General features: G+C 53.4%; 14 protein-coding genes and 2 riboswitches. Of the genes, 8 read left to right on the top strand and 6 right to left on the bottom strand.

Annotated features, from left to right (window positions below):
• Positions 1–143: 143 nt before the first annotated feature.
• Genes rnhA through ispH form a run of 3 tightly spaced genes read right to left on the bottom strand, consistent with a single transcriptional unit; the run spans position 144 to position 2,563 of the window.
• Positions 144–596: a ribonuclease HI gene (gene rnhA / locus AMM48_RS06180; protein WP_101298987.1), complete on the bottom strand. Its 453-nt coding sequence runs from the start codon at positions 594–596 to the stop codon at positions 144–146.
• A 12-nt stretch (positions 597–608) separates the two neighbouring features.
• Positions 609–1,577: a homoserine kinase gene (locus tag AMM48_RS06175; RefSeq protein ID WP_102783346.1), complete on the bottom strand. Its 969-nt coding sequence runs from the start codon at positions 1,575–1,577 to the stop codon at positions 609–611.
• A gap of 38 nt (positions 1,578–1,615) precedes the next feature.
• The gene (ispH, locus tag AMM48_RS06170; RefSeq protein WP_102783345.1) at positions 1,616–2,563 is read right to left on the bottom strand and encodes a 4-hydroxy-3-methylbut-2-enyl diphosphate reductase; all 948 of its coding nucleotides are present in this window, start codon (positions 2,561–2,563) and stop codon (positions 1,616–1,618) included.
• Between the two features lie 256 nt (positions 2,564–2,819).
• Here ispH and AMM48_RS06165 point away from each other — a divergent pair, with 256 nt between their 5' ends.
• The 7 genes from AMM48_RS06165 (at position 2,820) to AMM48_RS06135 (ending at position 9,891) form a co-directional block, all read left to right on the top strand.
• A complete protein-coding gene (locus AMM48_RS06165) occupies positions 2,820–3,374 on the top strand; it encodes a hypothetical protein (RefSeq protein ID WP_102783344.1) in 555 nt (184 codons plus the stop codon).
• A 90-nt stretch (positions 3,375–3,464) separates the two neighbouring features.
• Positions 3,465–3,565: riboswitch (glycine riboswitch) on the top strand.
• A gap of 3 nt (positions 3,566–3,568) precedes the next feature.
• A riboswitch (glycine riboswitch) is annotated at positions 3,569–3,672 on the top strand.
• Positions 3,673–3,731: 59 nt separating this feature from the next.
• On the top strand, positions 3,732–4,844 hold the full coding sequence (gcvT, locus tag AMM48_RS06160; protein ID WP_102783505.1) for a glycine cleavage system aminomethyltransferase GcvT: 1,113 nt from the start codon (positions 3,732–3,734) through the stop codon (positions 4,842–4,844).
• A 73-nt stretch (positions 4,845–4,917) separates the two neighbouring features.
• A complete protein-coding gene (gene gcvH, locus AMM48_RS06155; RefSeq protein ID WP_102783343.1) occupies positions 4,918–5,289 on the top strand; it encodes a glycine cleavage system protein GcvH in 372 nt (123 codons plus the stop codon).
• 2 nt (positions 5,290–5,291) lie between these two features.
• Positions 5,292–6,647: an aminomethyl-transferring glycine dehydrogenase subunit GcvPA gene (gene gcvPA / locus AMM48_RS06150; protein ID WP_102783342.1), complete on the top strand. Its 1,356-nt coding sequence runs from the start codon at positions 5,292–5,294 to the stop codon at positions 6,645–6,647.
• Positions 6,644–8,140 carry an aminomethyl-transferring glycine dehydrogenase subunit GcvPB gene (gcvPB, locus tag AMM48_RS06145; protein ID WP_102783341.1) on the top strand — a complete coding sequence of 499 codons (1,497 nt, stop codon included), beginning with the start codon at positions 6,644–6,646 and terminating at the stop codon, positions 8,138–8,140. The genes gcvPA and gcvPB overlap by 4 nt, the downstream gene beginning before the upstream one ends.
• A gap of 204 nt (positions 8,141–8,344) precedes the next feature.
• Positions 8,345–9,277 carry a protein phosphatase CheZ gene (locus tag AMM48_RS06140; protein ID WP_102783340.1) on the top strand — a complete coding sequence of 311 codons (933 nt, stop codon included), beginning with the start codon at positions 8,345–8,347 and terminating at the stop codon, positions 9,275–9,277.
• Between the two features lie 209 nt (positions 9,278–9,486).
• Complete coding sequence (locus tag AMM48_RS06135) at positions 9,487–9,891, top strand: hypothetical protein (RefSeq protein ID WP_022730993.1); 405 nt, start codon at positions 9,487–9,489, stop codon at positions 9,889–9,891.
• Between the two features lie 86 nt (positions 9,892–9,977).
• Here AMM48_RS06135 and AMM48_RS06130 read toward each other — a convergent pair whose 3' ends face one another.
• Together AMM48_RS06130 and AMM48_RS06125 are read right to left on the bottom strand one after the other, a co-directional pair.
• A complete protein-coding gene (locus AMM48_RS06130) occupies positions 9,978–10,457 on the bottom strand; it encodes a peroxiredoxin (protein WP_101299001.1) in 480 nt (159 codons plus the stop codon).
• A 174-nt stretch (positions 10,458–10,631) separates the two neighbouring features.
• Positions 10,632–12,860 (bottom strand): protein-disulfide reductase DsbD domain-containing protein, encoded by a 2,229-nt coding sequence (locus tag AMM48_RS06125; protein WP_102783339.1) that lies wholly within the window; start codon positions 12,858–12,860, stop codon positions 10,632–10,634.
• 350 nt (positions 12,861–13,210) lie between these two features.
• Here AMM48_RS06125 and AMM48_RS06120 point away from each other — a divergent pair, with 350 nt between their 5' ends.
• A complete protein-coding gene (locus tag AMM48_RS06120; RefSeq protein WP_102783338.1) occupies positions 13,211–13,789 on the top strand; it encodes a YqgE/AlgH family protein in 579 nt (192 codons plus the stop codon).
• 80 nt (positions 13,790–13,869) lie between these two features.
• Here AMM48_RS06120 and AMM48_RS06115 read toward each other — a convergent pair whose 3' ends face one another.
• Entirely contained in the window at positions 13,870–14,691 is an 822-nt protein-coding gene (locus tag AMM48_RS06115; protein WP_022730997.1) for a hypothetical protein, read from the bottom strand.
• Positions 14,692–15,331 lie beyond the last annotated feature (640 nt).

The following is a 15,331-nucleotide window of genomic DNA, read 5'->3' as shown; positions in this document are numbered from 1 at the left end:
CGGAAGCTTGTCGAAACGCAAGTTTGATTTTGATTTTCTTATAAATAAACGTCTTAAGTTCTCCAACCCCATCTATTTTGGAGCGAAGTGGTTCAGCTTCAAGTATTTGTCATCAATTGTAAGGATTTGTCACTATTTAGGGTTCAGACCCTAGGCACAGCCAGCCGGGCGAGTTCATCGCAGCGTTCATTTTCCGGGTGGCCCGCGTGACCCTTAACCCAGTGCCATTCGACCTGATGGGGTTTTAAGGCTTCGAGCATGCGTTGCCACAGTTCGACGTTCTTGACCGGCTTCTTGTCTGCTGTTTTCCAACCGCGTTTCTGCCAGCCAAAAATCCATTTGGTAATGCCATCGCGGACATAGCTGCTGTCGGTATAGACATTGATGATGCAAGGACGTTTCAGGGCTTCAAGCGCGCTGATCGCGGCCATCATTTCCATGCGGTTGTTGGTGGTTTCCGGGTCACCACCCGACAGTTCTTTTTCGACACCCTTAAAGCGCAGGATTGCGCCCCAGCCACCGGGGCCGGGATTTCCGCTACATGCACCATCGGTATAGATCTCGACGTGGTTGTCGTCTGTTGCGTCTGAAGTCATCTCGTCACGTCCTTAATCAAGACCATAGGCCGATGCATTTTCCACCCGTTGATGGAACCGCAGTTTGGTGATGTATTCGCGGGGATTTTTGGGCGTGACCAATGCGTCCTTGGGGGTGTTGACCCAGTCATAAAGACGGGTCAGCAAGAACCGCAAGCTGGCCCCGCGTGCCAGAACGGGAAGGGCGGCCAATTCCGCATCGGAAAGTCCGCGTACCTTGCCATAATACGACAGAAGGTTTTTTGCCTTGGTGACGTTAAAGCTGCTGTCTGGTTCAAAGCACCACGCATTCATACAAATGGCGATGTCATAGGCCAGAAGGTCATTGCAGGCGAAATAGAAATCAATCAGGCCCGACACATCTTCCTTGCCGGGGAAGAAAAACACGTTGTCAGGAAAAAGGTCGGCATGAATGACGCCTTTGGGCAGGGCATGCGGCCAGTTGGCTTCAAGATAATCAAGCTCATCACCGATCATTTTGCCCAAACCGGGTTCAACATCATCGGCGTGTTCCTGGCAGCTTTCAAACAGCGGTCGCCAGCCTTTGACGCTCAGCGCGTTGGGCAAGTGCATTTCAAAGCCCAGACCCGCAGTATGGAGCTGTGCCAGTGCGGTGCCAAGTCCGGCGCAATGGTGCGGCTGGATGCGGCGCGGTGACATGCCCTGCAAGAAGGATGTGATGGCAGCCGGACGACCGCACAGGCGACGCAGCGCAACACCATCCTTACCGTGGATCGGGGTCGGGCAATTAAGCCCCGTGGCAGACAGATGATCCATCAGCCCCAGATAGAACGGCAGGTCATCCGGATTTACCCGTTTTTCATACAGGGTCAGGATAAAAGGTGCCTTGGTCGTCTGAAGCAGGAAATTGGTATTTTCCACGCCTTCTGCGATGCCCTTGAACGAAACGACATCACCGATATCGTATTCGGCGACAAAACGAGAGATATCTTCGTCTGAAACGTCGGTATAGACGGCCATTGGGTCTTTAATATTCCTGAATTAGGTTTGAAACCAGATCAGCTTGCGAGCTGACGGGGTAGTTTGAAGGTCACATTTTCGTCGGTCAATGTGATGGTTTCAATTGTGACGTTATAGCGTTCACGACAGGCATCAATGACTTCCTCGACCAGGACTTCTGGTGCGGATGCCCCGGCTGTGATGCCAAGGGATGAGATGCCTTCAAGGGTTGACCAGTCGATATCTTTGGCCCGTTCAACCAGAACCGATTTGTCACATCCTTCGCGTTTGGCAACTTCGACCAGACGGTTTGAGTTTGACGAGTTCGGGGCGCCAAGTACCAGAATGGCTTCGGTTTTTTCAGCAATCAGTTTGACAGCATGCTGACGATTGGTCGTCGCATAGCAAATGTCTTCTTTTTTCGGCACTGAAATGGACGGGAAACGCCGTTGAAGAATTTCGATGATTTTCGCGGTGTCATCGAGCGACAGCGTGGTCTGGGTGACAAAGGCAAGGTTTTCCGGGGTGTGATATTCCAGATTTTCGGCGTCTTCCTCGGTTTCGATCAAGGTCATGCTGCCCGGTGGCAATTGACCCATGGTGCCGATGACTTCCGGGTGGCCCGCGTGACCGATCAAAAGAATATGTTTGCCGTCGGCATGATGACGTTCAGCACCACGGTGGACTTTGGACACCAGCGGACAGGTCGCATCGAGATATTCCAGTTTGCGGCTTTCGGCGGCTTCGGGAACCGATTTGGGAACGCCGTGCGCCGAAAAGATGACGGGAACACCGTCGGGAACCGCATCAAGTTCATCAACGAAAACAGCGCCCATGTCGCGCAGGCGATCAACGACGAATTTGTTGTGAACGATTTCGTGTCGGACATAGACAGGCGCGCCATATTTTACGAGCGCCTTTTCCACAATCTCAATCGCGCGATCAACACCGGCACAAAATCCGCGCGGGTTGGCAAGAACGATCCGAAGTTCGGCTTTGTCTGACATGATACTGTCCGGGTTTCCATGTGTGCTGGTACGCTCAGCACAGTTGTTTAAACGTTCTCGTTACATAACCCGCCTGATCTTGCGGTGCAATGTCTGAGCAACGATTAGAGTATAGCTTTCGACGTGCGGGTTTCCTGTTTTGTTTGTCGACCTGTGTTTGAAGCGGGTTGTGTGCGGCACGGCGAAAGAATAGACTGCGCGCGGGCCGCCCGAAACCGGGTATGGTCATAAAACAGACGGTATAATAGAGGCTTGGATGACGATCGGTAACGGATTGCGACGTACATGTGCATTTGGAATGGTCTCGCTTGCGGGGCTTTTGGCCGCGTGCGGGAGTAATCCGTTCGAAGAAGTTCCGGTTCCGGTATGTCCATCGGCCTATTTGCCAAAGGATACGGCAAAGCTGACCCAGTTTAATGGTGCAGGGAAGGATTTGACTGATGTCATGTTCGAAGCCGAGTTTAACGGGTATCTGGGCGATTGCGGCTATGACCTTGATGACAAGACGCTTGATGTGATCATCAGCCCGATCATCACCGCCGAACTTGGACCCGCAGCGCAAAGCCGTGGCGCAACATTCCAGTATTTCGTTGCCTTGCGCGATCCGGACGGAAATTTTGTTGAAAAGTCGGTTTTTGATGTGAACATGCCGTTCCCCGAAAACCTCAATCTTGCGCGCTATCGCGACGAGCAGGTGACCCTGACGGTGCCGCTTTCCGATGTGTGGGCCGGGCCGGAATATGAAATTTACCTGGGCTTCCAGCTCAATTCAGATCAGCTCGACTATAACCGTCGTTTCGGGTCAGAATAACCGATCAGGGTTGAAAACCTCCGTCCGTGATTGCCCGAAATTAGGGGCTGGTCGGTTTGGGATGAAATCCGTATAAGAACGCATACCCAAGTGATCCCCGTGGGAGAGTGCCACGGTCCATAACGGATTGCGCGGACGCCGAAGGAGCAACCACCCCGGAAACTCTCAGGCAAACGGACCGCGGGGAGATGGGACTCTGGAAAGTAGGTGGCATCTTATTATGATGTGTGCCTCGCCGAAGATGTAAGCAGACCGATGATCTGAATCGGCTGTGATTCTTTCAGGCTCCAAGACAGAGGGGGAATGTGGTTGGCCATTGGTCGGCTATATTTCGCAACCACTGTTCCGGAGACCTTGATGGCCGATGATCAGACAGAACTGCTTAAAACTGCCCTTCACGACCTGCATGTAGAGCTTGGCGGCAAAATGGTGCCGTTTGCGGGCTATGACATGCCTGTTCAATTCCCGCTGGGTGTGAAAGGCGAACATCTTCATACCCGTGCCAAAGCCGGACTTTTTGACGTTTCACACATGGGGCAGGTTCGCCTGACTGGTGAACACCGCGTGGCCGAGCTTGAAAAGCTTGTGCCCGGTGATATTGCGATCCTTAAACCCGGTCGTACCCGCTATTCCGCCTTTACCAATGATGACGGTACCATCCTTGATGACCTTATGATTACCAATGCGGGCGACAGCCTGTTTTTGGTGATCAATGCGGCGTGCAAGGATGACGATATCGTGCACATGCGCGCCAACCTTGGGGATGGCGTGTCGCTTGAAGAAATTGATGACCGGGCGCTTATGGCGTTGCAGGGGCCAGAAGCCGCAAACGTATTGGCGCGTTTTGCCCCGGCCGTGGCCGAGCTTAAATTCATGAGTTTTGCCGAACTTGATATTACGGGTATTGCCTGCTTTGTCACCCGGTCGGGCTATACCGGCGAAGATGGCTATGAAATTTCCGTACCCAATGATCGCGCCGAAGAACTTGCGCGCAAGCTTCTGGGCGAAGATGAGGTTGAGGCGATTGGTCTTGGCGCGCGTGATTCGCTCCGTCTTGAGGCAGGCCTTTGCCTGTATGGCAATGACATCGACACCACCACGACCCCGGTCGAGGGTGATCTGAACTGGATCATTAACAAACGCCGCCGGGCCGAAGGCGGGTTCAAGGGGGCGGATGTCATCCTTGATCAGCTTGAACATGGTGCAGACCGCAAACGTGTTGGCATCAAACCCGAAGGCAAGGCACCGGCGCGTGAACATACCCCCATCCTTAATACGGACGGGGAAGAAATCGGTGAAATCACCAGTGGCGGCTTTGGTCCGACGGTCGATGCACCGATTGCCATGGGCTATGTGGCAATTGAATTTGCCGCACCGGGTACCAAGGTCGATCTTATGGTGCGCGGCAAGGCCCGTCCGGCCGAGGTTGTTGAACTCCCGTTCGCACCGCATCGTTATTTCCGCGGCTAAGTGCTGTACTCTTTCTTGAATGTGCGGCTGATCGCCGCGTTGGCAGACAATCGATCAACAGGGACAAATTAAAATGGCTAAGAAATTCTCGCAGGAACATGAGTGGATTGAACTTGAAGACGGCATCGCAACGATCGGGATTACCGATTATGCGCAACAGTCGCTTGGTGACATTGTTTATGTCGAACTGCCGGAAATTGGTAAGAAACTGACCAAAGATGGCGATGCGGCAGTGGTTGAGTCTGTGAAAGCTGCCAGTGACGTTTATGCGCCGCTTGATGGCGAGATTGTCGAGATTAACGAAGACCTTGATGTTAACCCGGCACTGGTCAATGAAGCCCCGGAAACGGATGGCTGGTTTTTCAGAATGTCGCTGACTGACGAGTCCCAGCTTGATGAGCTGATGGATGAAGCAGCCTATAAAGACTTCGTTGAAGGTCTGTAAGCATGCGTTATCTTCCCTTAACCCGCGCTGATCGCGCGTCGATGCTTGAAACCATCGGGGCAGCGTCGGTCGAAGAACTTTATCATGACGTTCCTGACGGTGCGTTGCTTGATGCCCCGGTTGATCTGCCCGGCCACCTTGGCGAAATGCAGGTCGAACGCGACATGATGGCTTTGGCGGCCAAGAATACTGGTGCGTCGAGTGTGCCAAGCTTCTTGGGTGCAGGTGCCTATCGCCATCACGTGCCGGCGACTGTTGATTACGTGATCCAGCGTGGCGAGTTTCTGACGGCCTATACCCCGTATCAGCCGGAAATCGCCCAAGGCACGTTGCAGTATCTGTTTGAATTCCAGACACAGGTGGCCTCGATCACCGGCATGGATGTGGCCAACGCATCGATGTGGGACGGGGCAACGTCCTGTGCCGAGGCGGTCTTGATGGCATGCCGTGCGACACGTCGCAAAAAGGCCGTTTTGTCGGGCGGGGTGCATCCGCATTACCGCGAAGTGACGGAAACCTATTGCCAGTTCAGCGATACCGAAGTTGCCGGACGCGATGGCAATCCCGAACAGCAGGCAACGGTCGAAGAACTCGACGACCTGATTGATGATCAGACGGCCTGCGTTGTGGTTCAGTACCCCGATGTGTTCGGACGGGTTCAGGACCATACCAAGCTTGCCGAAGTGTGCCATGCCAAGGGTGCGCTTCTGGTGGTTGTCTTTACTGAGGCGGTTGCCTTTGGTGCGATCAAATCACCGGGCAGCTTTGGGGCGGACATCGTGTGCGGCGAAGGCCAGTCGATCGGCAATGCGCTGAGCTATGGTGGTCCTTATGTTGGTCTGTTTGCCACAACCCAGAAACTGGTGCGTCAGATGCCCGGTCGTCTGTGTGGTGAAACGGTCGATCAGGACGGCAAGCGCGGTTTTGTTCTGACCCTTTCGACCCGTGAACAGCATATCCGTCGTGAAAAGGCGACATCGAACATTTGTACCAATGCGGGTCTGTGTTCGTTGGCCTTTACGGTGCATATGAGCCTTCTGGGTGAAGATGGTTATCGCCGTTTGGCGACCCTGAACCACGAAAATGCCTGCAAGGCCGCCGATGCACTTGATGCGGTTGACGGTGTTACGGTGGTTAATGACAGCTTCTTTAACGAGTTTACCGTGAAGCTGAGCAAGCCAGCCGCAGACGTGCTTGAGGTTCTGGTTGATAAGGGCGTTCTTGGCGGCGTTCCGCTGTCGCGTCTGTATCCGAACCGTTCGGATTTGGACAACTACCTTCTGGTGGCGGTGACGGAAACCAACACAGACGAAGACATCGCGGCCCTTGCGGACGCATTGAAGGAGGCGCTGGCATGACCTTCACAACTCATACCGGTAACCGTGGACTTGTTCTTGAAGAAAAACTGATTTTTGAACAGGGCCAAGCGGGCCGTACCGGCGTTGATCTGCCCGAACCAAAAGGAACCAAATCGCGTCTTGGCGGTTTGGACCGCGACAGCAATGTCGGTCTTCCGGGCCTGTCGGAACCGCAAGTGGTGCGTCACTTTACCCGATTGTCGCAGAAGAATTTCGGGATTGATTCCGGGTTCTTCCCGCTGGGCTCATGCACCATGAAGCATAACCCGCGCATCAACGAAAAAGTTGCCCGTCTGCCCGGTCTTGCCGATTTGCACCCGATGCAGCCTGAAAGCACGGTTCAAGGAGCGCTTGAGCTGATTGACCAATGTGCGCATTGGTTGCTGGTTCTGACCGGAATGCCAGCGGTTGCCATGTCCCCGGCAGCCGGTGCGCAAGGGGAACTGTGTGGCATGATGGCCATTCGTGCCGCCCTTGATGCGCGCGGGGAAAACCGCCGTCGTGTTCTTGTGCCCGAATCCGCACATGGTACCAACCCGGCAACGGCTGCGGCCTGTGGCTTTACGGTTGATTCCATTCCGGCAACCGAAGACGGCCGTGTGGATCTGGCCGCATTCGAAGCCAAGCTTGGTGATGATGTTGCCGGCATCATGCTGACCAACCCGAATACCTGTGGGTTGTTTGAGCGTGATGTGCGCAAGATTGCCGATCTGGTCCATGCTGAGGGTGGCTATTTTTATTGCGATGGTGCGAATTTCAACGCCATTGTTGGCCGTGTCCGCCCGGCTGATCTTGGCATTGATGCCATGCATATCAATCTGCATAAAACCTTCTCGACCCCGCATGGCGGTGGTGGTCCGGGTTCAGGGCCGGTTGTATTTTCGGATGCACTCGCACCCTTTGCCCCGATCCCCTATGTTGTGCGCACCGAGGACGGGTTCCGTCTAGTGGAAACTGCCGACGAAAATGACGGCACCAAGCCGTTTGGTCGCCTGAAAGGGTTCCACGGGCAGATGGGCATGTTCATCCGGGCACTGGCCTATATGAAAAGCCATGGTTCTGATGGCCTGCGTCAGGCGTCTGGTGATGCGGTTCTCAATGCGAACTATCTGCTGGCCCGTCTGAAAGACAAGCTCAGCGTCGCATACCCGGGATATTGCATGCACGAAGCGCTGTTTGACGATGGGTTCCTCAAGGATACCGGGGTTTCGACCCTTGATCTTGCCAAGGCAATCATCGACGAGGGCTTCCACCCGATGACGATGTATTTCCCGCTCGTGGTGCATGGTGCACTTTTGGTCGAACCGACCGAAACGGAAACCAAAGAATCGATTGATCAGTTCTGTGATGCTGTTCTGTCTTTGGTGGCCAAAGCACAGGCCGGAGATGCGGAATTCTTTAAGAATGCGCCGTATTTGACGCCGCGTCGTCGCCTTGACGAAACGGCAGCAGCAAGAAAACCTGTTTTGCGCTGGATGCCGGAAACGGCTTGATACACAACGCAGAGCGGCAGTTAAAAGCACCCCGGCCAGATGGTCGGGGTGTTCTTTTTCAAGGACTTGTTCTTGAAACTCATTGGACTTGTCGCAATCTCAACCCTTATACTTGTTCGAATTGTAATGAACGGAGCCCGGTGGGTTAAGTTTGGGGATAGTGCGATAGGGCGAATGCCCATTGCCGGAGGTTTGAATTCAATCATGTCGCGTCGCGTACAAAAAGTGTTTACCGCCGAACGCCGGTTAAAAGAACGTTCGGGTGGGGGGGGCGAAGACTGGTCGGATTCGTTTTTTGACCCTACTCTTGAAAGCGGTATCGGGGCGGGTGAAGCATTGCCGTCACCATCACCATCACCATCACATGTCCCTGAGGATACGTCGGGGATCAATCAGGCCGTTCTTGATGAAATCCGGGCGTTGCGTGCGGAAGTCGGGCAGTTGCGCGATGTTGTTGGAAATGGCGGGCAATTGGCAGGCTCCCCGGACGCAGGCGGCATGGCAGCACCGGTTGCCTCAAACGATGCGCCAATGGATGTGTTGCCTGAGCCGGTTTCAAGTAACTTCAGCCATTCAAACCGGCCGGGTGCATCTGAACCCGATAGTGACGATCTGGAACTGATCCGGACCCAGATCGAGGAAATGAACGAGCATATCCACAAGGCCAAGGTTCAGATTGCGTCACTTCGCCATCCAAAGGCGCAGGATGACCGGTTCATGAGTGCCGCGACCGAGCTTGACGCCATCGTCAAGGATACGGAGATGGCAACTCATACGATCCTTGAGTCTGCGGAGCAGATCGACGATTTGGCAATGACGTTGAAAAATTCGGCGCCGAGTGATTTTGTCGCCGATCACGTTGAGCAGATTGCCTTTATCGTCACGAAAATATTTGAATCCTGTAACTTTCAGGACATTACCGGTCAGCGGATCAACAAGGTTGTGAGCACCCTCGCATTCGTTGAGGAACGGGTTCACAACATGATTTCGATCTGGGGGGAGGACGCATTTTCCGACCTGCCAGTTTCAGACAAGGACGACGCCGAAGAGAAGCCGGAAGACTCCGAGCTTCTGAATGGTCCCCAGCTGCAAGGCGAAGGTATCAGCCAGGATGACATCGACAAATTGTTCGATTAGGTGTTCTAAATGTTGCGGTTTTTTCTATATTTAGGCTAGAAGGCTTTGAAATCTGGCTTGAAATAGGGTGGCAATCCGCCCATGCGGCGTTTTTTGTCAACTAATCGTTTACATATGCTGGGGTAGGTTCATACCTATAAGAATAAGAAGCGATGTTGGGATGCGTGTAACATGCGTTTGCACGTGTTTTGCCGTGCTTGGAGGATAAGATGGGATTTTGGTCTCTTGGTGGTATTCGCCAGCCAAAGGCACAAGACATTAAGTGGCGCAAGAGTCCGCGTGGTGAATACTATCGTCTGTTCATGATTGACGACATTGCGGAACTCAAGCTGAATGGTGTCGGTGGCGTATATCTTTTGTGGCATGGCGGTTTAAAACCATCATGGCTGGTTGCGGGTGCAACCGAAGATCTTGGCCATAGTTTTGCAGAATTGATGCGTGATCCTGACATTCGTGAATACGATGGCCGGGGTGGCGTTTACATGAGCTGGTCGCCGATCAAAGGCAGCTTCCGTGAGGGTGTGGTGCATTTCATTGCAAAACACACCAATCCGACCTTTGAATGCGATTACGACAGTCGTGAAGACCCTATTCCGGTTTTGCTGCCGCGCTAACTATTTAGCTTGATGGCTCTTAACGAACAAAAGCTCCGCAGGTTCCTGCGGAGCTTTGTTTTTTGCGTAAAAGTCAGGATGTCAGCTTAGAGCTTTGTCAGCACGGATTCAGCACTGGATACTTCAAATGCGCCGGGTTCTTCGACGGCGAGATGGGTGACCTTGCCGTTTTCAACAACCATGGCAAAGCGGTTGGCGCGTTTGCCAAGGCCACGGCCGGTCAGATCAAGCTCAAGGCCGGTTGCATCAACAAAGGCAAGATCGCCGTCAGACAGCATGGTGATGCCATCGGCATTCTGGCTTTTGGCCCATTCCTGCATGACAAATGCGTCGTTGGATGCGAGGCAGGCGATTTCATCAACGCCCTTTGCCTTGATTTCGTCAGCCTTGGCGATGAAGCCGGGGAGATGTTTGGCTGAACAGGTCGGGGTGAAAGCACCTGGAACAGCGAAAAGAACGATTTTGCGGTCCGCAAAGAATTCTTTGGTATTCACAGCTTCCGGACCGTCGCTCGTTGCGCGGAACAGGGTTACATCCGGGACTTCGGTGCCGACTGAAATGGTCATGGATATCTCCGTTTGGTTACGTAATCCCGTTGATTACGTCATGGATCGCATGGCTTGGAAGCAAACTACAAAATCACTGGATGTTCAATGGTATCCGCATCCGTTTTATCAAGTGTCATTATTTGTACGCGATTATTCTGGAATTGTTCCGGTTAGGCTCAGATGTGGGTGAAATTAGTTGCTGGCAAGCCCGGCCGTCGATCTTGCATCCTTGATGGCATCAAGAACCGCATCACGGCTGAGCAATTCAGACAGCAAAACCCCCTTGGGTGCATTCGGGCCAAACACCGCGTTAAATGGGATGCCATACCGTCCATAGGATGCCAGATAGTCGGCAATTTCCGGGTCCGGGCGGGTCCAGTCGGCCTGCATCAGAATAATGTCGTCATTGGCAAAAAATTCTGCAAGATCGGCGGTTTCAAGCACCAGTTTCTTATTGACCTGACAACTGACACACCATTCCGCCGTAACGTCGACAAAGACGGTTTTGCCATCTGCAATCAATGCCGGAATGGTCTCAGGTGCAAACGTCTGCCAGTCAAGGGGGCCAGTGGCCGCATTGGATACGTTTGACGGTGCGGGCGGCTTCGAGAAGCCCGGCGCAAATAGGGCGACCAGAAAACCGGTAACGGCAAGGGCGGTAAAGACAAATCGTGGGCGCAGGTTTTGACTGCGCCTGCGGGCCCAGACAAATACGGCACCAAGGACAAGACCGACCCCAACGGCAATCGCGCCGCCAAGGCCGATTTGAACCGCCAGAATGCTCAGAAGCCATATGGCGGTGCCAACCAGTGCCAGACCAAGAACGGCCTTCACAACACTCATCCAGCGTCCGGGCTTGGGCAGCGCATGGGCCAGTCTTGGCTGAAGGGCGATTGCCAGATACGGAATGGCAAGGCCAACGCCCAGCAACGTGAAAATCCAGATGATGTCAAAGCTGCTGCCTGCCAAGGCAAAGCCAACCGCCGTTCCAAGGAACGGGGCAGAACAGGGCGTTGCGAGCAAGGTCGCGAACATGCCGGTCATGAAATGGCTGCTGAGGTGACGGCCACCTTTTTCCTGCTGGTTGATCACGTCATTGGCAGCGGTCCCCAGATTGTCGGAGCCGTTAATTTCAAACAGGCCCCACATATTGAGGGCAAACAGCGCAAGAATGATGGTCATCACAGTCAGGAAAAGAGGTTGCTGGAACTGTATGCCCCAGCCAATCGATCCCCCGGCCAGCTTGATCGCGATCAGAACTGCGGCAATCAGCCAGAACGATGTGATGATGCCCGCCGCACTGGCGAGAAAACCACTGCGGACCCGGCTGATTTCGCCTTCGCGGGCGTTGATCGCCGACATGACCTTGATCGACAAGACCGGCAAGACACAGGGCATGACATTGAGGATCAGGCCACCAAGCAGTGCAAAAAGGCCGATAAGCCAGATGTTTGCACCGGCCCCGGTTGCAGACGCCATGGTATCTGCGCCAAGACGTTCGCCTTGGGCGGAAGCATCGCTTGGACCATTTGCGACGGTCCGGCTTTGTTCAATGGCCAATGGTCCAGCAATGACAGTGACGGTCACTGTTTCAGATGCAAGATCCTGATCGGCGTTGAGGCCAAAAACCGGGACAGTGAAGTGTCGGTTATTGCTTTCGCCGTCTTTGTTCACCGCAACAGGTGCGCCAAAGCCAATGCGAAGCGGGCTTTCCACCAGAATATCATCCACAGTCACACCGGCATTAGACAGCCCGTCAACCGATAGGTGCAATTGTGTCGCGTCACCGTCCTTGGTGGCAAAAACGTTGCTGACCTGTATTGGCAGGTTGTCGCCAGTTAGCGGAACCTTTGAGACGAACTTTTCAATTTCGTGTGCGTGGGTGCTGACTGTTGATGCGCCGGAGGTTGGGGTGTCGGAGTATCCGCCTGCGGGGATATCAAGGGCGAAGGTCGCGGCAGCAGGAATGCAGATGTCGCTACAGACAAGGTAGTCGACATCCAAATTGATCGCGACGGACTGTGTGCGATCGGGGATCGCGACGTCAATCGGCAGGATGACATGGTTCTTGTAGCCAAATGTTTCCAGACCAAAGATCGAGAACCGGTGCGGGGCAGGCCACAGGATATTGGCATCCCCGACGTTTTGTGACCCCGTCCAATCTAGTTGCGGGGGAAAACCGGCGTCGCCTGCGCTGCGCCAATAGATTTTCCAATCAGGCTGAAGTTCGAATTCAAGGCCAAGACGCAGCGTGTCTGATGAACCGATCTGGGTTTGCGCGCTGATGAGCCGAAGAGACGCGAAATCTTCGTCGGTCCATGGGGTGGATACATCGGTGGCAGCCGTCGCCGGTGTGGCTAGAACCGGGGCGCAAATGGCAGCAAGCAAAAACACAAAACGGGCGATCAGGTGGCGGAGCACGTCAATGTCCTTAAAACGGTGTGCGTCATGGTATTTGGCAGTGGGGCGCTCATGCCATTGAGGTATGGCACAATTCAGGCAGTTTTTCATCTATCGAAGGCGTAGTCCCCAGCCGCGATCAAATCAAGCCACGACTGTGTGACCGGGGTCTCTGTCAGGGCGTTTTTTGAGCCACTATCGGTAAATAATCACCGAAAACCGTAGCACTGGGCGGAGGGTGACCCTACATTTAGAATATCAAGTTTTGATCGTTGCGGGGCGATGTTTTATCGGGTTTTTCCGGGTTCTTGATGGAAATAGACCGCTAATCGCGCTAGGCTTGGTCAAACAGACACAGAAAGAGACGTAAAATGGGCGTGCGTGGAGACACAGGCGAATATCTTGGTGGAAAGTTGTTGATCGCAATGCCGGGCATGCGCGATCCGCGCTTTTCACAAAGTGTTGTCTATGTCTGTGCCCATAATGAAGATGGTGCAATGGGGCTTGTGATCAATCGTGTGATTGATAGCATCACCTTCCCCGAGCTTCTTGAGCAGCTTGGTATTGCGCGCCCGGCACCGACCATCCGAGACATTCAGGTGCATTTTGGTGGCCCGGTCGAAAGCAGTCGCGGGTTCGTATTGCATTCCACCGACTTTTCCAACGAGGCAACTCTGCATGTTGATACCGGCGTTTCGGTGACAGCCACGGTTGATATCCTTGAACAGATTGCCTTGGGTGAGGGGCCGGAAAACCGCATTCTTGCGCTTGGCTATGCCGGATGGCGCAGCGGGCAGCTGGAAAACGAAATTCTGGCCAATGGCTGGTTGCATCTTGATGCGGATGCCGATTTGTTGTTCGACATTGATTGCGAAGACAAATGGGAACAGGCGTTTACCAAACTTGGTTTTGCCCCGGAATTGCTATCGGGGGAAGCTGGTCACGCCTGATCAGAAGGTTCTTGTATTGCTGCAATTGAAAAAGCCTGCCGACTGGCAGGCTTTTGCGTTTCATGCGGGCCACACCGGCATTAATCAAACAAGGCGTCGATTTCGGCCTGTGAGAAGATCTGATCGACTTCATCCTGATCGACACGTTGCGCGTTTTGCGGCGCCTTGGTGACCGTTTTATCAAGGTTGTCGAGCCCTTTGGGGTCGGCTGGAACTTCGAAGTCACCGAAGTCATCATCACCCCAGATTTCGATCACGCGATTTACGCGTTCCTCGATATATTTCATGGTGTTGACGACTTTGGTAATCCGTTGACCGGTCAAATCCTGGAAGTTGCAGCTTTCAAAGACCTTGACGACAAGTTCGACAATATCGTCGGCCAGCCCCTGAGTGTAGTCATCTGTGGCGGCCGAACGGATGTTGTGGGCAACAGCATCAATTTTTTCGACAGTGTCGAGAATGCTTGCCGTTGCATCCTCGGTCGCGGCAACGACAGAGTCCAACTCGCCCTTGACGATATTGATACGCGTGCCGCTGTCATCTTCAGGGGCGGTATACAGGGCGGCGATTTCTTTTTTGGTTTCCTGAATGGAATTTGCCAATGCCCGAATTTCGGTTTTTAGCAGACGCAGTTCAGCACGTGCGTCTTCCTCATCGTCCTCTTCGGGCTGTGCGGTGAGTTTCTTCTGCTCTTCGATCATGATGCGGATGTCAGACAGCAGCTCAAGCTTGAGGTCTTCAATCGCGGTATGAACGGCCGACAGATCCGGGCCGCCAACACCCGCTTGATGTGGTTCGGTGGGCATCTCGGTTGGCAAGGCGACCATGTCGCTCATGTTTTCGAGTTTGTTAAGCAACCGCAATTCTGCGGTGAAGAGCTTTTTGCTTCCGTGGCGTGCCATTAACGAACCTCTGAATTTAACAATCGGTATCTCGCAAGAGACCTTGGCGTCACTTCCCTGAAGGGCAGTGGCATTCATACTTTAGGATAGAGTAATCTGCAAACGTCGTCTCGCCAACCGAATTCCTATCCGTGATATTGGGGAAAATACCGAAGAATTAAAGGCTTCGAGACCGGAATTTATCATCGGATAGGACAAATTATATCAGGCGAGGTGCGAATCGCCATTTTGGGCTGACCGTGCGGGGCTGATTCTTGATCACACTGTTGCCGAGAATGGCAAGGCTCAGGATACCGTAACGGCGTTTTCCTGAAATGGATGCTGGCGGGGCAAAAAATGCGGCGGGGCTGGCTTTATCCATTGGTTGAAGTGATTTGAAGATCATTCTGTGGTTATGTTGCACAGCAATAAGGGCGTGGGAGACCAAAGAACGCTGACCAGAATGGCGGTATTTCTATCAGGACGTGGGTATTTAGAGCCATTTCACGCAAAACCAAAGCGACAAAGTCACAAAGGTAAAATTACATTTTTTGTGCATCGCAGCGAGGTTTTTTCTGGAACAGGTGCCTAAGATACGCTATTTGCCTGCGTTACCGATGTACTTTCGGGTGCAGGGTTATTAAGAATAAGATATGTCAGA

It is taken from the genome of Thalassospira sp. GB04J01 (genome assembly GCF_000751115.1).
In the GTDB taxonomy this organism is placed as follows: Bacteria; Pseudomonadota; Alphaproteobacteria; order Rhodospirillales; family Thalassospiraceae; genus Thalassospira; species Thalassospira lucentensis.
This window is presented reverse-complemented; position numbering and strand designations above follow the sequence as displayed.